This window comes from Eubacterium callanderi, from assembly GCF_900142645.1.
Lineage (GTDB): Bacteria > Bacillota > Clostridia > Eubacteriales > Eubacteriaceae > Eubacterium > Eubacterium callanderi.
In genome coordinates this window covers 157627-176180 of sequence record NZ_FRBP01000010.1, presented here as the reverse complement: position 1 = coordinate 176180, position 18554 = coordinate 157627, and the positions used below count along the sequence as shown (strand labels likewise).

23 protein-coding genes are annotated in these 18554 nt (G+C 42.6%); 18 read left to right on the top strand and 5 right to left on the bottom strand.

The annotated features are described in order from the left end of the window. Positions 1-29: 29 nt before the first annotated feature. Positions 30-869, top strand: coding sequence for a VirB6/TrbL-like conjugal transfer protein, CD1112 family (locus tag BUC22_RS14825; RefSeq protein ID WP_038351947.1), 840 nt, complete (start codon positions 30-32; stop codon positions 867-869). A gap of 26 nt (positions 870-895) precedes the next feature. On the opposite strand, the gene BUC22_RS14820 is transcribed toward BUC22_RS14825, so the two are convergent. Further along, a complete protein-coding gene (locus BUC22_RS14820; protein WP_013378574.1) occupies positions 896-1276 on the bottom strand; it encodes a hypothetical protein in 381 nt (126 codons plus the stop codon). A gap of 90 nt (positions 1277-1366) precedes the next feature. Between BUC22_RS14820 and BUC22_RS14815 the strand changes: the two genes are divergently transcribed. The 4 genes from BUC22_RS14815 (at position 1367) to BUC22_RS14800 (ending at position 7730) form a co-directional block, all read left to right on the top strand. Next, on the top strand, positions 1367-1747 hold the full coding sequence (locus BUC22_RS14815; RefSeq protein ID WP_013378575.1) for a PrgI family protein: 381 nt from the start codon (positions 1367-1369) through the stop codon (positions 1745-1747). After that, positions 1740-4064, top strand: a complete 2325-nt coding sequence (locus BUC22_RS14810; protein WP_013378576.1) for a VirB4-like conjugal transfer ATPase, CD1110 family — start codon at positions 1740-1742, stop codon at positions 4062-4064. The genes BUC22_RS14815 and BUC22_RS14810 overlap by 8 nt, the downstream gene beginning before the upstream one ends. 27 nt (positions 4065-4091) lie before the next feature. Beyond that, positions 4092-5939: a lysozyme family protein gene (locus BUC22_RS14805; RefSeq protein WP_242946565.1), complete on the top strand. Its 1848-nt coding sequence runs from the start codon at positions 4092-4094 to the stop codon at positions 5937-5939. Positions 5940-7391: 1452 nt separating this feature from the next. Next, positions 7392-7730 (top strand): helix-turn-helix domain-containing protein, encoded by a 339-nt coding sequence (locus BUC22_RS14800; RefSeq protein WP_013378580.1) that lies wholly within the window; start codon positions 7392-7394, stop codon positions 7728-7730. A 71-nt stretch (positions 7731-7801) separates the two neighbouring features. On the opposite strand, the gene BUC22_RS14795 is transcribed toward BUC22_RS14800, so the two are convergent. Further along, positions 7802-8095 (bottom strand): ArsR/SmtB family transcription factor, encoded by a 294-nt coding sequence (locus BUC22_RS14795; protein WP_013378581.1) that lies wholly within the window; start codon positions 8093-8095, stop codon positions 7802-7804. A gap of 160 nt (positions 8096-8255) precedes the next feature. Between BUC22_RS14795 and BUC22_RS14790 the strand changes: the two genes are divergently transcribed. From BUC22_RS14790 to BUC22_RS14760, 7 genes are all read left to right on the top strand, one after another. Next, positions 8256-8801, top strand: a complete 546-nt coding sequence (locus BUC22_RS14790) for a DUF2703 domain-containing protein (RefSeq protein ID WP_013378582.1) — start codon at positions 8256-8258, stop codon at positions 8799-8801. Positions 8802-8913: 112 nt separating this feature from the next. Beyond that, positions 8914-9285 carry a hypothetical protein gene (locus tag BUC22_RS14785; protein ID WP_013378583.1) on the top strand — a complete coding sequence of 124 codons (372 nt, stop codon included), beginning with the start codon at positions 8914-8916 and terminating at the stop codon, positions 9283-9285. Between the two features lie 2 nt (positions 9286-9287). Continuing rightward, positions 9288-9572, top strand: a complete 285-nt coding sequence (locus tag BUC22_RS14780) for a 4Fe-4S dicluster domain-containing protein (RefSeq protein WP_013378584.1) — start codon at positions 9288-9290, stop codon at positions 9570-9572. 1 nt (position 9573) lies between these two features. Continuing rightward, positions 9574-10422 (top strand): glycine cleavage system protein GcvH, encoded by an 849-nt coding sequence (gcvH, locus tag BUC22_RS14775; protein ID WP_013378585.1) that lies wholly within the window; start codon positions 9574-9576, stop codon positions 10420-10422. Continuing rightward, complete coding sequence (locus tag BUC22_RS14770; protein ID WP_013378586.1) at positions 10415-10813, top strand: putative zinc-binding protein; 399 nt, start codon at positions 10415-10417, stop codon at positions 10811-10813. The genes gcvH and BUC22_RS14770 overlap by 8 nt, the downstream gene beginning before the upstream one ends. A gap of 4 nt (positions 10814-10817) precedes the next feature. Then, entirely contained in the window at positions 10818-11216 is a 399-nt protein-coding gene (locus tag BUC22_RS14765; protein ID WP_013378587.1) for a putative zinc-binding protein, read from the top strand. Positions 11217-11242: 26 nt separating this feature from the next. Continuing rightward, positions 11243-11878: an NUDIX hydrolase gene (locus BUC22_RS14760; RefSeq protein ID WP_050814032.1), complete on the top strand. Its 636-nt coding sequence runs from the start codon at positions 11243-11245 to the stop codon at positions 11876-11878. Positions 11879-11936: 58 nt separating this feature from the next. On the opposite strand, the gene BUC22_RS14755 is transcribed toward BUC22_RS14760, so the two are convergent. Further along, complete coding sequence (locus tag BUC22_RS14755) at positions 11937-12473, bottom strand: (Fe-S)-binding protein (RefSeq protein WP_013378589.1); 537 nt, start codon at positions 12471-12473, stop codon at positions 11937-11939. Then, on the bottom strand, positions 12464-13630 hold the full coding sequence (locus tag BUC22_RS14750) for a cysteine desulfurase (protein ID WP_013378590.1): 1167 nt from the start codon (positions 13628-13630) through the stop codon (positions 12464-12466). The genes BUC22_RS14755 and BUC22_RS14750 overlap by 10 nt, the downstream gene beginning before the upstream one ends. A 149-nt stretch (positions 13631-13779) precedes the next feature. Here BUC22_RS14750 and BUC22_RS14745 point away from each other — a divergent pair, with 149 nt between their 5' ends. From BUC22_RS14745 to arsD, 5 genes are all read left to right on the top strand, one after another. Next, the gene (locus BUC22_RS14745) at positions 13780-14151 is read left to right on the top strand and encodes an arsenic metallochaperone ArsD family protein (protein ID WP_013378591.1); all 372 of its coding nucleotides are present in this window, start codon (positions 13780-13782) and stop codon (positions 14149-14151) included. A gap of 61 nt (positions 14152-14212) precedes the next feature. Continuing rightward, entirely contained in the window at positions 14213-14944 is a 732-nt protein-coding gene (locus BUC22_RS14740) for a gamma-glutamyl-gamma-aminobutyrate hydrolase family protein (protein WP_013378592.1), read from the top strand. An 86-nt stretch (positions 14945-15030) separates the two neighbouring features. Beyond that, positions 15031-16746, top strand: a complete 1716-nt coding sequence (gene arsA / locus BUC22_RS14735; protein ID WP_013378593.1) for an arsenical pump-driving ATPase — start codon at positions 15031-15033, stop codon at positions 16744-16746. Between the two features lie 86 nt (positions 16747-16832). Beyond that, positions 16833-17216 carry an ArsR/SmtB family transcription factor gene (locus tag BUC22_RS14730; protein ID WP_158308574.1) on the top strand — a complete coding sequence of 128 codons (384 nt, stop codon included), beginning with the start codon at positions 16833-16835 and terminating at the stop codon, positions 17214-17216. Between the two features lies 1 nt (position 17217). Continuing rightward, the gene (gene arsD, locus BUC22_RS14725) at positions 17218-17604 is read left to right on the top strand and encodes an arsenite efflux transporter metallochaperone ArsD (RefSeq protein ID WP_013378595.1); all 387 of its coding nucleotides are present in this window, start codon (positions 17218-17220) and stop codon (positions 17602-17604) included. Positions 17605-17742: 138 nt separating this feature from the next. Here arsD and BUC22_RS14720 read toward each other — a convergent pair whose 3' ends face one another. Then, entirely contained in the window at positions 17743-18132 is a 390-nt protein-coding gene (locus BUC22_RS14720) for an arsenate reductase ArsC (protein WP_013378596.1), read from the bottom strand. 98 nt (positions 18133-18230) lie between these two features. Here BUC22_RS14720 and BUC22_RS14715 point away from each other — a divergent pair, with 98 nt between their 5' ends. Then, on the top strand, positions 18231-18542 hold the full coding sequence (locus BUC22_RS14715) for a thioredoxin family protein (RefSeq protein WP_013378597.1): 312 nt from the start codon (positions 18231-18233) through the stop codon (positions 18540-18542). The last annotated feature ends 12 nt before the right edge of the window (positions 18543-18554 follow it).

The window sequence follows — 18554 nt, the reverse complement described above, 5'->3', positions numbered from 1 at the left end:
CGCTGGACTGCCCCTGAAAGGAGGATTCAATGGAAAGTGATAACTGGATTGTACAAAATCTGCAAAACGCACTGGACACATGGAATGGAAAACTGTCGGAAATCTGGCAGCTGCTTACCCAGTCGCCCCAGACCTTTAAGGGCGGCGGCATCTGGGAGGTGATTGTCAACATCAACGGCACCTTACAGGCCATCGGCTACGCGCTGTTGGTGTTGTTTTTTCTGGTGGGCATGGTCAAGACCTGTGGCTCACTGGCAGAGGTCAAGAAGCCGGAGCACGCCCTGAAACTCTTTGTGCGCTTTGCCATTGCCAAAGGGATCATCACTTATGGTCTGGAACTCATGATTGCCCTGTTCACCATTGTGCAGGGGATTGTGTCAAAAATCATGGTGACGGCGGGGCTGGGGGGTGCGACCCAAACCGTGCTGCCGCCGGAGATTGTGGAAGCCGTGGAGAACTGCGCATTTCTTGAGAGCATCCCTTTGTGGGCAGTGACCCTCATCGGGGGACTGTTCATCACCGTACTGTCTTTTGTGATGATCATGAGCGTGTATGGGCGGTTTTTTAAGCTGTTTCTCTATACTGCCATCGCCCCGGTGCCCTTGTCCACTTTTGCGGGTGAACCCAGCCAGAACATTGGCAAGAGCTTTCTGAAAAGCTATGCGGGGGTCTGTCTGGAGGGGGCGATCATTGTACTGGCCTGTGTGATTTTCTCACTGTTTGCGGCATCCCCGCCACAGGTTAACCCGGACGCTTCGGCGGTCACCATGGTTTGGGCCTATATCGGGGAACTGGTTTTTAACATGCTGGTGTTGGTGGGAACCATCAAGCTTGCAGATCATTGTGTCAAAGAGATGATGGGCCTGTAGAAATAAAAAAGGACGCGGTTAACGTCCTAGAATACCGGTTTATCATCTTTGTTATAGCGCATGGTTCCCTCGCTGTCAATATAGAAGTCACGGGTAGAGATACCGCGCTCCCTTGCAGTCCGGGCCTGCCAGGCAATATCTTCTTTCATGGTTTTATAGTATTGCCGTTCGTCCCAGTATTCCTTAAAAGAGCGTATCCAGGAGATCAGAGAAAAACCCAGAAGAATAAAGAGAATGGCAAAAGCCAGTGTTTCATGGGCAGCCGCCCATGGATTGAGAAATGTGCTGATCAGCAGGAAATAGACAACGGGCAGTGTCAGACGGAGCTTTCCAGCAAGCTTCAACACAAATGACAGAACGATGAGCACAATGGTGATGATCAACGAAATGAATGCGACATATACCATGGGGGCACCTCCTATGTAGTAGTTTTTATAGTTTTAGTATAGCAGGCTCCGCTCAAAAAGCAAGCCTGTAAAAGCAAAAGGAGATTTATTATGGAAGTGAAGATAAACCGCGAGATCCGCGAATATACAGAAAGCATGTTTTTCGGACTGTCCATGCGGCAGTTTGTTTTTTCGGTTATGGCCTGTGGAATGGCCGTTGGCCTGTACTTTTTACTGCGGCCTTACTTTGGCATGGAAACCCTGTCCTGGGCCTGTATCTTAGCCGCCGCGCCCTTTGGGGCGTTAGGCTTTATCAAGTACCACGGCATGAGCGCAGAACAGTTCCTGTGGGCATGGATAAAAGACCGATTTCTGATGCCCAAAATTCTGATTTTTGATGCGGACAACCTGTATTACCGGATGCTGACCACGCCAGCTAACAAGAAAAGAGATAAAAAAAGAAAAAAAGATCAAGGAGCGAAAAATGATTAAAACACTTAAAAATTCAAACCATCAGGAGAAAGAAAAATTTAAAATTCCCAAAAGCGTACAGCAGGCCGTCCCCATCCAGATCATTTATCCGGATGGGATTTTTTGTATCGGTAAAAATAAATATTCCAAGACTTTTCGATTTACGGACATCAATTACGCTGTGGCCGGCAGGGAGGATAAGGAAGCCATGTTTTTAGAATATTCTGAGCTGTTAAACAGCTTTGACAGCGGCACGACCACAAAACTGACGATCAACAATCGCCGTCTGAACCGGGCGGATTTTGAAAAAAGCATTCTGATCCCCATGAAAGAGGATGGACTGGACATCTACCGGAAAGAGTATAACCAGATGCTACTCGACAAGGCAACCGGAACCAACAGCATGATTCAGGAAAAGTATGTCACCGTGACGGTTATACGCAAGAACTACGAGGAAGCCAAGACCTATTTTGCCCGCGTGAGTACAGAGTTAACCGCCCACTTTTCCCGTCTGGGATCACGCTGTACGGAGCTTGACGCAGAGGAAAGACTGCGCGTTCTGCATGACTTTTACCGGACAGGGGAGGAGACAGGCTTTACCTTTGATTTACTACAGACCATGAAAAAAGGCCATGATTTCCGGGATTTTATCTGCCCGGATACCTTTGAGTTTGAATCGGACTTTTTTAAAATGGGTGATCGCTATGGCCGGGTTCTGTTCCTGCGTGAATACGCATCCTACATCCGTGACAGCATGATCAGCGAGCTGACGCAGCTCAACCGAAATCTCATGCTTTCCATTGACGTGATTCCAGTGCCGACCGATGAAGCCGTGCGGGAGGTGGAGAACCGCTTGCTCGGCGTGGAGACAAATATAACGAATTGGCAGCGCCGGCAGAACCAGAATCAGAACTTTTCTGCGGTCATCCCCTATGATATGGAGCTGCAGCGGAAGGAATCAAAAGAGTTTCTGGACGACTTGACGACAAGGGATCAGCGGATGATGTTTGGCCTGCTCACCCTTGTCCACACCGCCAAAAGCAAAAAGCAGCTTGACGCAGACACGGATACGCTGCTCACCACGGCCAGAAAGCACCTCTGTCAGTTCGCGATCCTGCGCTATCAGCAGCAGGACGGTTTAAACACCGCTCTGCCCATCGGACACCGGAAGATCAATGCCCTGCGCACCCTGACCACCGAGAGCTTAGCTGTGCTGATGCCGTTTAGGGTGCAGGAAATCATGGACACGGGCGGCATCTACTATGGTGAGAACGCCATCTCCCACAACCTCATCATGTGTAACAAAGCCAATCTTTTGAACCAGTCCGCCTTTCTTTTGGGCGTGCCGGGCAGTGGGAAAAGCTTCAGCGCAAAGGAGCTGATCGTGTTTCTCGCCCTCGCAACACAGGATGACATACTCGTCTGTGATCCAGAGCGCGAGTATGTCTCCCTGATTACAGCCCTCGGAGGTGAAGCGATCCGGATTGCGGCTGGAAGTGAGGATCATATCAATGCCATGGATATGGTGGAGGGCTACGGTGATGGTGGAAACCCCATTGTCGATAAGTCCGAGTTCATTTTATCCCTCTTTGAGCAGTTGGACAAAAAGGGACTGGGGGCAAAAGAAAAATCCATCATCGACCGCTGCGTGGCACTGGTCTATGACGATTATCAACGCGGCGGGGAGCTGCCGACCTTGTGTGTGCTGAGGGAGAAGCTCATGGATCAGCCAGAGCCGGAAGCCCAGGAGTTGGCTTTGGAGCTTGAACTTTTCACGGACGGAAGTCTGAACGCCTTTGCCCATAAAACCAATGTGGACACCCAGAACCGTATGGTGGTCTATGACATCATGGATTTAGGCAAGCAGCTCAAAACCATGGGCCTGCTGGTCATTACAGATGCCATGATCAACCGGGTCACGGAGAACTGGAAAAAGGGCAAGCGGACACATTTGTTTTTAGATGAGTTCCACGTCGTCTTTGAAAATGAATACTCCGGGGCCTTTTTCAACTCTGCGTGGCGGCGTTTCCGGAAGCGTAATGCGTTCCCGACCGCCATCACCCAGAACGTGGAGTACCTTTTAGACAGTGTTTTAGCCAGCACCATGTTGTCGAACTCGGAGTTTATCGTCATGCTGAATCAGGCTGCTAGTGACCGCCAGAAGCTTGCCAATCTTTTGAATATCTCGCGGGAGCAGCTGAGCTATATCACCAATGCGGATGAGGGCTGCGGCCTGATAAGGTATGGGAGTGCCTTAGTGCCCTTTGTCAACAAGTTTCCGAGAAAGACCAGACTGTACAGGTTGATGACGACCAAGCCAGGAGAAGAAACCCTTTGATCCTTCCGGCGTTTTCGATGAAGGGAGGTGTTAAGCATCGGAAAAGCAATCAAGACCCGGGAGGTAAAAAAGGATATACGGGTACTCGACAAGGCCGGAACAGCTGCCGAGCGGATACGGGAAGCGACCATCCGGACAAAGGATGCCGCTGAGCGCAGTCCGTCGCCGCAGGAAACATCCGCAAATGATTATGCCATCAACCGAACATCCGATTACGCGGATCGTGCGGCCCATGGAGCAGCCCGTCAAGTTCAGGATCAGAGCCGCCGTGCTGTTCAGAGGGTTCAGGCCCACCGGGCAGACCGTATGGCTGAATCCGCGGAAAATGCCCGCGCCGAAGCGGAACAGGGTGTCCGGAATATCGGGGATGAGGTGCGCATTAAAACCCGGGAGCGCGCAGACGGCATGGTGAAAGCCAAAGGCAGTACCGAGCCGTCGATCAAGGCCCTTCCGGAAAAAGAAAAGAATATCCGGCAGTCCATTTACTCCGCAGCCAAGAGCAGGCGGGCGGCCAGGACAGGGCTTGAAAAGGCCCCCAAACGCACCATAAAAACCAGTGACCAGACAGGCAGGCTGCGCATTAAAACAGCCAGTGAAGCCCGTAAACTAGGAAAAAACAGCATCCGGACAGCGAAGGCATCGAAACGCGCCATCAAGTCCGGGCGGGCCACGGCAAAGACGGCCAGAGAAAGCAGTAGGGCCGCTGCAAAAGCATCACAGGCCGCTGCAAAGGCAGCAGCTAAGACCAGTCAGACATCCGCCAAGGTGGCCGTTAAGGCTTCTCAGGCCGCGACGAAAGCAGCCATCACCACCGGGAAGCTCGCCGCCAAGGCTGCTGCCGCAGCTGCCAAAGCCGCAGCGACGGCGGGAAAAGCCCTTGCCAGTGCCCTTGCGGCGGGGGGATGGGTGGCCGTGCTGATCCTTGTCATCATTGTGCTTTTTGGCGGGGCTTTGTGTCTGGTGGGAGCGGGTAATGCCAATGCGGTTGAACCTGTTTCGGCAGAAGTGCAGGCCTATGAACTGCTGATCGCAAAGTATGCCCGGGAACACGGGATACAGGAATATGTTGAACTGATCAAAGCGGTCATGATGCAGGAATCCGGCGGTCGCGGGGGCGATCCCATGCAGTGTTCAGCGTGCGGCTATAATGACCAGTATCCCGGCGGCATCACCGATCCGGAGTATTCGATCAATATTGGCATCCGGTATCTGGCCGACTGTTTACATGCCGCGGGGGTTACCAGTCCCATGGATTTAGAACATATCAAACTCGGATTACAGGGATACAATTTCGGGGCCGGGTATATTGACTGGGCTTTGGAAAATTATGGCGGTTATACGCAGGCCAACGCGCAGGAGTTCGCCAATCTGCACGGCGGCAGCTACGGCGATGTGAGCTATGTGCCGAATGTCTTAAGGTATTACCCCTTTGGGCGTATCCCGACAGGGGCAGGCAACAGCAATATTGTCAACGTGGCGGCCAACCAAATCGGGAATGTCGGAGGACAGCCCTATTGGAGCTGGTACGGCTTTTCCGGGCGGGTGGAATGGTGCGCCTGCTTTGTTTCATGGTGCGCGGATCAGTGCGGTTATATCGACGCGGGGGTAATCCCCAAGTTTGCACTGGTATCGGACGGCGTAAATTATTTCCAGTCAAAGGGCCAGTGGCAGGACGGGAGTTATACCCCAAAGGCCGGGGATATTATTTTCTTCACATGGAGTGGCGACGGCAGCGCGGATCACGTCGGTTTTGTTGAGAATGTGACGGACGGAACGGTGAATACCATTGAGGGGAACACCACGGACAGCTGCGCAAGGAGGAGCTACCCGCTTGGGGGCTACATGATTCTGGGGTACGGCGTGCCCGCTTATTGAAACTGAAAAAGATTATGGAGTTTGGCGGATGAAAATCGGTCAAAAACAGGGAACCGGAAGAAAAGTCTTTCGCGTTCCCTTTTATTTTTGCGCAAAAAATCAGGATAGCCGGGGTTTTTAAGCTTTTGTTGATCCCCAATATCAAAACAACAAATATGTGTGGCTGAGCAAATGCAGAAAGTCAGCCCGGCGGTCGATTGTTTCACTTGCAGTTGGCCGTCGTCAATGGAGTGGAGAGCGCAGACCCATGTAAAAGAAAAGCGGCTCGGGGGACTTCCTGGCTGTGCTGTATGCTTCCTGATCGTTGATCGGTATGTCTGGACAGGGATAGACGGATGAAGCATGTACGTGTTGTACCTCAAAGTGAACCTGATTTCTAGGGATGAGATGGTTTTTATGGAATTAGGCTATCTCTGCCCTGATAGATACCAAGAAAAAATTTGTCTTTCCCGTTAGAAAATAGGAAAAATGACCGATTAAATCTATCCGTTTAAATAATTGTGAAAACTGAAAATAAATATCTATCCTAAAAGATTTTATTTTTTGTACCTAAAGAGAAATGGGAGAAACGCTGAAAGAAAAAATGGAATACGAGAGAAACTATTTCCCTAAAAATACAAATAAGAATTGCATATTATTTCAATATAAACTATAATAAAGACTATAAAAATAAAAATTGCGGCATCCGCATTGTGACGCAACCACAATGCGGCATGCGGTGTTTGGGCACCACACCTCCGAGGAGTACCGCAAAGTTAATTATATGCTATTTTTCATCTTTATTCAATAGCCATAGTTGATTTTGTGATATTGTTGAGTTTTTTCTTGAACTTTCTTAACTGTGTGTGGGTAGTTGCCACGCGCAGTTTTTATTTTCCGAAAGGACGGACGGACTATGGATAACTTTTGGTTCATTCGCTCCTGTCACGTCTGCTATGTTTTCTAATTCTTGAACTTTTATCCGATAAAGAGAAAATCAAAAGGATAAGGGAAGATATATTTGATTTTCCAGTTTGAAGATTTCAGGATAAATGAAGTTTGAAAATGTGGAAATTTGAATATAGAATGAAAGCGTAAACGAACAAATAAAAAAGCGGCATCCGACTTGGTGCGGTCACACCTCATCGGCTTGCTTTAGGTGAATACACCACCCTACACAACGGGCGTCAGCCACGTACCGCTTGCATACTATTTTACATGATAGCAATCAGTAAGACAAGGTTTTTATTATGTAAAAGGCAAACCGGCACAATGTAAAGCATTTTCAAATCAGGATAGAAATATTCGGATTATTTTTTGAAGCTGTGTATGGGTAATTATTATAAACCTTGCATAGCTTTTTTGTTTGGGAAGTTTACGGAGGATGACGGGGAGAGCTTACTCTCCCCTGAAAATCCGCAAACTGAACATTGTAAAAAATAATCTATTTATATAGACGAGGGAGGAATTTTAATGGAAGAGCTCGATCACAAGGCTATTGGCCTGCGTATCCGCAAGCAAAGAACGTTTCTGAATATGTCCCGGGATGAACTGGCAAGAAAGATTGGAATTACACCCACGTTCCTTGCCGATATTGAACTTGGAACAAAAGGCTTTTCACTTAAAAGCCTGAATCGCTTTAGCAACGTTTTAAAAATGTCAGCTGATGCTATTCTCTATGGCCCTAAAGAGTATATGGGGACAAAATATGCAGCATTATTGGAACTGTTAGAGCGGTGTCCGGCGGAAAAAGGGAAATTCGCAGAGGAAATTTTGACGCTGTTTCTTTTATCACATGATCCAGTAGAGTAATAAAGAGGGGACGATTTTCATAAAAATTGTCCCCTCTTTTTCTGTAGAATTAATTTGGAATATGGCACTTTTTACTTAAATTGATTTAAATATTCTTGGCTCATTGCTTCAGCTGCTGCAATGAGCGCTTCTGTATTTTTTAAACATACGTGATAGTGTGTTTGTACTCCAACTTTTTCACTGGCAATAATACCTGCTTCTTTTAAAATTTTTAAATGCTGAGATAAATTTGGCTGGCTAAAATCTAAGTTTTCTTTGAGTTCGCACACGCAGTGTGGTTTATCCAATAAGAACTTAACGATTTTTAAACGAATGGGATGGCCCATCGCTTTCAATATTTTGACGGATAAAGATTCGCTATCCATAATAACTCCTTTTCTATAATGATATAATTGATATGTTATATAATGATTATATAGGAAGACGTATGGAATGACAAGTAAAAATATCTTGACGGTGTAAAAAAATAATATTATAATATTATAAAAATATAATTAAAAAGTTATTAAATAGAAAGGGATTAACATGTCTGAAAATTGTTTTGACAAAAAAATGAAAAGGACTACAGATTCGGAGCTGCGTTGTAATTATGAAAAACGGAGGGAAGTTATTTTAGATTTCCTTTATTTGGATTTAAACACTTGTGAGCGCTGTAAAGCAACAGGTGCATCGTTTGATCTGGCTGTAACGTTGTTATTAGATATTTTCAAGCTACTCGATTTTCATGTCGAAATTCACAAGATTAATGTGACAACAAAAGAGCTGGCTGAACAATATCATTTCATTAGTTCCCCGACGATCCGAGTGAACGGTATCGACATTTGTGATGAAGTGAAGGAGAACAGGTGTCAAGATTGTGGCGATCTCTGTGGAGAAACTGTTGATTGCCGTATTTTTATTTATCAGGGAGAAGAATATGAAGAACCTCCGGTTGCGATGATTGTGGAAGGTATTTTAGAAGTGGTCTTTGGACATATTAATCAAAAAGAAAAAAATTACCAGTTACCAGATAATCTTAAGCGTTTCTTTTCTGGAAAAGATCAGAAAAACGTAAAGAAAGGATGTTGTTAAAGGAGGCTTCATTAAGATATTATGGATAAACATATTAAAAGATACTTGACTTTTATTCAAAAAGAGAATAGTATAAAAATATAATTAAATAATTATATAAAGAGGTGCTAATATGAATGATAATTTGCCAGGATTTTTAATGTGTGTCTGTACGGGGAAATGCCCAGGATTTCAAGCAATGGATATATGGGATTTTATTAATCAAGTAAGGGTAGAGCTTCCAGTAGAATATGCTATTATTCACCCTCAAATGTGCGAGGAAGATGGAGACCGTTTTTTTGCAGATTTTCTAAAGACAGGACGAAAAGTTGTGATTGGTGCTTGTGCGCCGAATATGCAGCGAAAAATGTTTAAAGATGCTTTTAAAGATGCTGGACTCGACATTGAAAAAGACGCTGTTATGTTAGATATACGTGATATGACAAATGAACAGGCCTTTGAAAAAGTTGAAAAAGCACTCGAAGATATGGGATTGGAGGTATAGATATGAGTGATACTACTTTTATGGGAGTAGAACGAAAGCGGATTGACTGGTCTCCGCGGATAGATTACAGCAAATGTAACGATTGTATGGATTGCTTTGATTTTTGTCCTCACCAAGTTTTTGAAAAGCAGGAAAATGGTGTGCATAAACTAGTGGTTAAGAATCCTGATAATTGTGTGGTCTTTTGTCGGGCGTGTGGAAAAACATGCGGTCTTGATGCCATTTCATTTCCAGATAAGCCAGCAACAACCAAGTTAATCAAAGCTATACGTAAAGAAGGAAAATAATATGGAAAAAGATTTTTGTATTCTGCCTTGCAATGGATTGGATAAATTTGCCGGTTCCTTGACACGTGAGGTCGCTTTGGAAATTTTGGAAGAAGGAAATAATGAACTGATTTGTCCCGTGCTTTACCATGCCGCTCAAAAACGTTATAACAAAATTTTAGAAGAAAAGCCCCTATTAGTCATTGATGGCTGCAATACGAGATGTGCAAGTAAATTGGCATCTGAGAACAATTTAAAAGTAACAGAACGGATTAATGTGAGTGAAAAAGCCAAGGATGCCGGGCTTTCATTAGGGGATTACCTTGAAATAGATGAAGAACTCAAAGATTTTATCAATGGAATCGCTGAAGATTTTCAAGCAAAACCTGAGGAAGGAGAACAATCTGTTTTCGTAATGCCCCAGGCCGTTGACTATGCTTCTTTCAGCAAGGGAAAATTTGTTTTTAAAGTACCAAAGGAAGCCTATTATTTTAATGAGAATGATTGTTGGGTTTTTATTGAAAACGGCTTTGCACATGTGGGTGTTACGGATTTTGTGCAGCAAAATTTATCCGATATTCTATTTGTCGATTTCCCGGAGATTGGACGCGAAATCGAGCAGTTTGATGATGTAGGATCTGTGGAATCCGGAAAATCAATTTTTGAACTGGTTTCGCCGGTAAGCGGCATTGTTACAGCCATCAATGACGTTTTGGAAGAAGAACCTGAACGCGTGAATGAAAGTCCTTATGAAAAGGGATGGATTGCTGAGATAAAACTCACAGATTGGGATGAAGATATAGAAATGCTCATATCTTATGAGGAATATTTTGAAATTATGAAGAAGAAAGTAGAGGAAATCAATGAGTAAGGTAAAAATCATTCCATGTAGTGGTATTGGAAAGGTGCTGGGACTGATTGCCCGTGAATCAGCACTAAAAGTGACAGGAGAATTATTGCCGGAAGACACAGAACGTCTGTGCTTAGCACACATCGTGACCGGCGATGAAGAAATAGTATCGAAAATTGAAGGCCAGCCGTGCATCACCATTGACGGCTGCGCGAAATGCTGTGCCCAAAAGAGTGTGGAAGCCGCCGGTGGAGCGATCTGCGGTAAACATCGTGTCATTGACTTTATGAAAGCGCACCGGGGGGAAGAACATGGTACGGGCACTTATCTGTCTGAGGATGGATGGAAATTTGCGGATGAATTGGCAGCGGTAATGGCTGATGAAGTAAAAGCCATGAAGAAGGGGGAATAATCAAATGGGTGAACAGAATATTGGAATTATTGCATGCAGTGGCGAAGAATGCTTAGGCGGAACGATTTCCCGTCTGGCTGTTCGAAAGATGATGGAAACTTTGAGACCAGGAGCAGTGAGCACTTTATGTCTGCCCCTTTTCATTGCAGGCGGTGACCAAGAGCGGGCTTTTGCTCAGAATCACCCAACAATTTCAGTGGATGGATGCAGTAAATGCTGTGCGAAACGGGCCATCGAGAAATACAGTAATGCAGTTGCAGGAATCGTTGATGTAGAAGCCATACTCGGAGAAGAAATAGCTCTGGATCATCAAACCATTTCTACCAAGGATTTAACGCCAGAACAGCTACAATATGTGGATCAAGTAGCAGCAGAAATATGTAAAATATTTGATACCCTTTAGAAGTTTTTTTTCGGAGTGGAATGTATATGGACAAAATAAATGTTTATGGAGGAAAAATGGGGAACCGTAAATTACATCTGATTAATATGGAAAAAATTAAAGATGGTCACTTTATCAAAAATTTTAAGCTTACATTTCTCAATACAAATGGACGACAAAAAGAATATGAAATGATCAGTTTTAACGAACTAGTAAATCCGGATGATATTGGAAAAACAAACAATGGAGTAGCCATTATTGCCCTTTATAAAGGAAAATTGTTGTTGTTACGTGAGTTTCGTATGGCAGTCAATGACTATGTGTATAATTTAGTTGCTGGTCGCATTGAGCCGGGAGAAAACATTGAAGACTGTGTTCATCGTGAAATATATGAGGAGACTGGACTTGAAGTGTCCAACATTGTAACAGTTTTACCATCAACTTTTGCAGCAGCATCAATGACTGACCTTCGAATGACTTTTGTTGTTGCTGAAGTTACAGGAGAAATATCAGATGCATTTATGAATGAGCATGAAGAAATTCATGGTGGATTTTACACTCCAGAAGAAGTAAAAGAATTATTACAATCCCCTAATTTCAATGCGAATTGTCAGTTAGTAGCATATTTCTATAGTATGCTTTCTGTTTTTACGGATGCGTTTGAAAAAGCTCAAACTGAATGAAGGGCTTTATTTGACAAAGAGACAGGAATAAGCAGTGCCTCCTGTCTCTTTTGTGTATTTAGTGAAGATCATAACCGGATTCTTTTAAGATGAACGCAAGATGTTGATAATTCAGGGAATTTTCTTGTTCTTTTAAAAGAGTGCAGCGATCTAGTTTTTGGCTGCCGTCTACAAGCTTTGTGGCAAAAGCCATGCAGGTTGCTTCGCCACATGACTTACAGTTTGTTTTGGGAAGATAGCGATACAACTCAAACGGCTTCAGCCGTTCACGTTGCTTATTTAGAGGGGTAATATGCGCTTTATTATCTGCGGTGTCATTAACTATTATTTGAAATTGCTCAAGAAATTCGTAAGCGTCACTTTCATTCTCCATTTGAGTGGCAGAAAGAGTATCGCCCTGAACAGTGATGATATGATTTCCTGTTTTATAGCTGAAAGACGGCGCCTTTGGGTTGTAATTTGCCGTTTTAATAACTGCGTTGAGATAGGGCAGTAAGTCATCAATATTGCGCGCTAATTGAGCGCGGATTTTAATTCTTCCATGCCCCGTTGTACAGGGTTCCATAAAAACAATCGCAATATGGTCTAAATACATAATACTGCTCCCTTGTTTCTCAAATAGCCACGCAGGCCATTAACCAGCTGATCAACATCCATTTTTGAATTATAATAGCCCAATCCAATGCGGCAAGCCCCACGTTCAAGGGTACCCATTAACTGATGGGCGGAAGGCGCACAATGCAGACCGGCCCGGATCATAACATGGTGTTTCTGGTCTAAATAAAAAGCAATTTCTTCAGGAGGACACCCCTTAAGGTTAAAAGGAATAACTCCGACCGTTTTTTGCGCATCAAGTGGGCCATAAAGTTCAATACCTGGTATTGTATCAAGCTGATGTACTGCATAATTATAAAGCATTTTAATTTTTGAATGGATGCCTTCAAGTCCCGTTTCATTAATAAAGTCAATTCCTGAACTTAGGCCAATGATTCCGGGAACATTAAGTGTACCGGCTTCCAGATGATTCGGATAGTAATCCGGTTGATAGGGATAAGCGGAATCGCCCCCGGTGCCGCCAGAGATTAGCGGTTCAATATCTAAGTTTGGAGAAAGAACCAGGCCGCCAATCCCCATCGGCCCCATTAAACCCTTATGTCCGGTAAAAGCGAGAATATCAATATGAGAATCTTGCATATCTATGGGAAAATGTCCGGCAGTCTGCGCGGTATCGACCATTAAGGGAATGTGCCGTAGATTTGCCATTTCACCAATGGCCTGAATCGGCTGAACTGTTCCAAGTACATTTGATGCGTGGTTAAAAACAATCAGTTTTGTCTTAAAGGTTAGAGCGCGCTCAACAGATTCAGGGGATGTTTGTCCATTCTTATCTGCGGGTACCACGTTTATACAAACACCCTTATTTTTTTCAAGCATTTTAAGACAGCGCCAAACCGCATTGTGTTCCACTGCGCTTGTGACAACTTGATCCCCGGACTTTAAAAATCCCTTCAAAGCAATGTTGACGGCTTCTGTTACATTTTTAGTAAATACAACGGTCTTTGGATCGGGATGATTAAAGAAGCGTGCTGTTTTAGAACGGGCTTGAAAGACTAACTGATCGGACAATAAAGCTTTCTGATACGCGCCACGTCCGGAAGTTGCTCCGTTTTGAGCCATAAATGCCGTCATTGACTCAATCACATTTGATGGTTTTGGAAAAGAAGTAGCGGCATTGTCAAGATAAGCAACCATAACAATCTCCTTAAATAAATATTTAATTATATAGCTATAATATTATTTTTTTATGAAAAAGTCAATCATTGTATTGACAAAAAGGGAAGTCGGATATATTATATGATTATAAACACATATGAATTTAAAATCATGTGAGGGAATAAAAAATGAAAGATGAAACAAAATTTGAAATTTATGAACCGGCTCGTATGACAAATGAGCAAAAAGAACAATTGCGGAAGATCACCCCATTGTTAGATGCCTTAATCGAGAGAGATTATTCTATTTCAATTTTTAATTTTGCTACCGATGAAGAGGAATTTTTAGATCACCCAATTATCGGACAAGCACTCATAATGGAAGGTGAAGGACTTTTGCCAATAACGTTAATCAATGGCGAAGTAAAACGAATGGGTACTTTTCCAAACAATGCGGAAATTGGTGAATGGCTACAGCTCAACTCAGAAGAATTACTTGATATTCTTAAAGTTTTCCGTGAAGAATCTGGGGTAGGTTGTAGCTGCGGAACGTGCTGTTAAACTTGTGAATTGGATTTGATTTTGCCGCAGTGTGAGTTGCGTGAAAGTAGAGAGGGATTGGATGAATAAAAAACCATTAATTGGTGTTTTACCACAATATCAGGTTGCAGAACACAAAATTAGAATTTTTCCGGAATATATGGATGCAATCATGGACGCGGGCGGTATACCCTTTCTTTTACCCTTTGCCAGACGTAAAAAGGATTTAAAAAAAATAGTGCAAAAACTAGATGGTTTTCTCTTTACCGGCGGACAGGATGTCAGCCCGGAATTATATCATCAGGATATGTGTCATTGTTCTAATGAGATACTGCCGATAAGGGATGAGCTGGAAACACAACTTTTTAAAGAAATTCTCAAAGTGAATAGGCCAGTGCTTGGTATTTGTCGTGGATTGCAGCTCATTAATGTTGTATTAGGCGGCACGCTCTTTCAAGATGTAAACATTCAAAACAAAAGGAAAATGCCATTACAACATGAACAAAAAGCAGCAGTGAATGTACCGGTTCATAGTATTACGATCAAAGCGGCTTCACTATTATACGCTATTACAAAAGAAGAACATATAGATGTAAATAGTTTTCATCATCAGGGGATTAAAAAACTTGGGAACCATCTGGAAGTTGTGGCTAGGAGTAATGATGGACTGATTGAAGCAGTTCAGATTAAAACATTAGATTTCGGATTAGCGGTGCAATGGCATCCAGAACTGCTTTATTCTGATAATGTTCATGCACAAAAGCTTTTTAAAGCTTTTATAAAAGCATCTAAAAAAAATTCAAAAAATCGTTGACAAAATCATATGAGTGTATTATCATATGATTATAAAAACATATGATTTTTGGATCATGTAAATAATAACAGAAATGAGGCGTTAATATGTATGAAGTTTTTAATCCGGAAAATGCCGGTCTGACCAAATATTTATTTTACACAGGAAAAGGTGGTGTTGGAAAAACATCAACAGCTTGCGCGACAGCAGTATCCCTTGCAGATAAAGGGAAAAAAGTATTTTTGATCAGTACAGACCCTGCTTCAAACTTACAGGATGTTTTTGAAACAGAGCTGGATAACAAAGGCGTTTCCATCAAACAAGTACCAAATTTAGTGGTTGCGAATCTTAATCCAGAAGAAGCGGCAGCAGAATATCGCGAGTCTGTGGTTGGCCCTTATCGAGGGAAAATGCCGGAATCCATTATTGCGAATATGGAAGAACAATTATCTGGCTCCTGTACAGTAGAAATTGCGTCATTTAATGAATTTGCGCATTTTATTACTGACGATAAAATCAATAATCAGTATGATTATATTATTTTTGATACGGCACCAACGGGTCATACATTGCGGATGCTTCAATTGCCATCTGCTTGGGATTCATTTATTGACGAAAGCACTCATGGGGCTTCCTGTTTAGGACAGCTTTCTGGTTTGGGAGACAAAAAAGAAATGTATGCCCATGCGGTTAAAACTCTGTCCGATAAAGATATGACGACTTTAATCTTGGTTTCTAGACCTGAAAAAGCACCGCTTGACGAAGCCGCCAGGGCATCAAAAGAATTATCCGATATTGGTGTAAATAATCAGGAGCTTATCATTAATGGTGTTTTGGAAAGAGTAAATAACAGCGATCCAGTTTCAGAAAGCTTTTTTGAAAAGCAGCAAAAGGCTATGGCAGGAATTCCTGAATCTTTAAAAGCAATGCCGGTCTTTGTGCTGCCACTCCGCTCCTATAATGTCAGCGGTATTGACAATATCCGGAGAATGTTGATAAGCGATGATCTGTCAGAATTGGATGATTTTAATAACAATTTTGAGTTTCCCGGATTAACCACATTAATCAACGATCTGCACAAAAGCAAGAAAAAAGTTATTTTTACAATGGGAAAAGGTGGTGTCGGCAAAACAACAATCGCAGCGGCCATTGCTCTGGGATTAGCAAAGTTTGGCGAAAAAGTACATTTGACCACTACTGATCCGGCAGGAAATATCAGTGCACAGGCCATTGCCAACCGAAATGTGGAAGTCAGCAATATTGACGAAGCCGAAGAATTACAGAAATATAAAGATGAAGTAATCAGTAAAGCCATTGCAGGCGGTGTGAGCAAAGAAGATTTAGACTATATCAAAGAAGATCTGCGCTCTCCATGTACTCAGGAAATTGCTGTATTCCGGGCTTTTGCGGATATTGTTGAAAAAGCAGAGGAAAAAGTCGTCGTTATTGATACGGCACCTACCGGACACACCTTATTATTGCTCAACTCAACAGAAAGCTACCACAAGGAAATGGAGCGCTCGAATGCGGAGATTCCTGAGTCAGTGATGAAACTGTTGCCACGATTGAAAAATAAAAACGAAACCGAAGTAGTGATTGTTGCTCTTCCAGAAGCAACACCTTATTTCGAAGCCTACCGTTTGGAAGAAGACCTGAACCGAGCCGATATTGACAATAAGTGGTGGGTCATCAACGCCAGTTTATTGGCTGCGGATACGAATGATCCATTTTTAAAAGCACGTGCAGCAAATGAAGAAAAATGGATTAACCGCATTGCAGAAGAAACCAAAGGAAATTATGTCGTTATTCCATGGCAAAAATAAGATGGACACCATTTTGATGACAAACATATGAAAATAGTTTATAATAATATGAGTATAAATTCATGTGTGTTGGAATGGAGAAAATCATGATCATAAATATATTAAAAACTTTATCTGACGTCAATCGTCTGAGAATCTTAAACCTTTTGAATCAAAAGCCTTTGTGCGTGTGCGAAATAGAGTATCTGTTGGAATTAAACCAATCGAATCTTTCCAGACATCTGCGAAATATGAACCAGTTGGGGTTACTGGATACCTGGCGCGAAAATAAATTTGCTTATTATAAAATAAACGAGGATTTTGTAAAGGCGAATCCTTTTATTATGGAAGTGTTTGACCGATTGACCGAAGAAAAGCAATTACAGGAAGATTTGGACAATTTTAATGCGTATATAGCGGAAAACATTCCCTGCGCATGTGTGACAAAAATGCTTTTGGAAAAAAAGTATGAACAGAAAGAAGGCAGTTAAAATGAAGAAAATCGAAATATTTGATCCGGCAATGTGTTGTTCAACAGGTGTTTGCGGCCCGGGTGTTGATCCTGAATTGCTGCGGATGGCCACCATGGTCAGCAATCTGCAAAAAGCAGGAAAGGAGATTAAGCGGCATAATCTTTCCGAAGAACCGCAGGCTTACATTGATAATGCAGCAGTAAATGATGTGATTCTGAAGGAAGGAGCAGATGCACTGCCAGTTACAGTGGTGGATGGCGCAGTTTTGAAAAAAGGCGAGTATCCGACAAACGATGAATTACTTGATTGGAGTGGGATGTCAAAGGAAGAATTGGTAACATTATTAATTCAGGAAAAAGTGGCACAAAACGGTGGCTGCTGCAGTGGCGGAAGTGGCTGTTGTTAACTAAAATGAATAAATGAAAATGCAAAAGGAAGCGATGTTAGCGTTGCTTCCTTTTTTTGCGATAAAATATTACCCGTATTCGCTATAGAAAAGCATTTGAGAATATGCTAAAATAATTATATAATTATAAATGAATTGTCACTTAAGTTTTGACTTTAGTAAGAGTATCTTAGTTTCGATCTCTTTTATTGTTTTGAGAAAGACCGTGTCATCTTTACCAGTTGGATCATCCAGTCCCCAATCCATATGAATTGAGCAGGGAATGTGTGGACAAGTAACATTACAGCCCATTGTAACGACAATATCAATTGGGGGTAAGGATTCGAGGAGTTTTGGTCTTTGGGTTTGTTCCATATCAATATGATAATAGGTTTTCATTATGCGGACAGCATCGGGATTAATATTTGATTTTGGTTCGGTACCAGCACTATAACTTTCAAAAACATCACTGGCAAGATGCTTTCCGAGGGCTTCTGCAATTTGAGAACGACAAGAATTATGTACACATATAAAGGCTACTTTTTTCATTTAGTGCTCCTTTTAAATAAGTTTATTATTATATTATTATATCACTAATATAAAATCAAGTATTCAACGTTAATTTTATGATTTCAGGAGGAAATAAAATGTCGATTTTGGACAATATGTTTGGAAATGAAGATTCTATGGAAAAAGCAATGAAAGAAATGGGTGAACAATTTTTTTATATAAAAGTATTAGGTGCAGAAGAACCGGAGTGCACCCGATTGCTTCAAAAAGCCCAGGATGCTTTGGCAATTTTGAAGAAAGAAGGACAATGCGAGAGAATTAAAGATTCTGAAAACATTGCTGGATGTAAAGTAACAAGTCAGGCGGTATTAGTGATTAATGATTGTGTAATAAAAAATGGCAGCAACCTTGAAATTGAGGATATTGTTGAATTGTTAAAAAAATTTTAAAGTAGTTGTTGT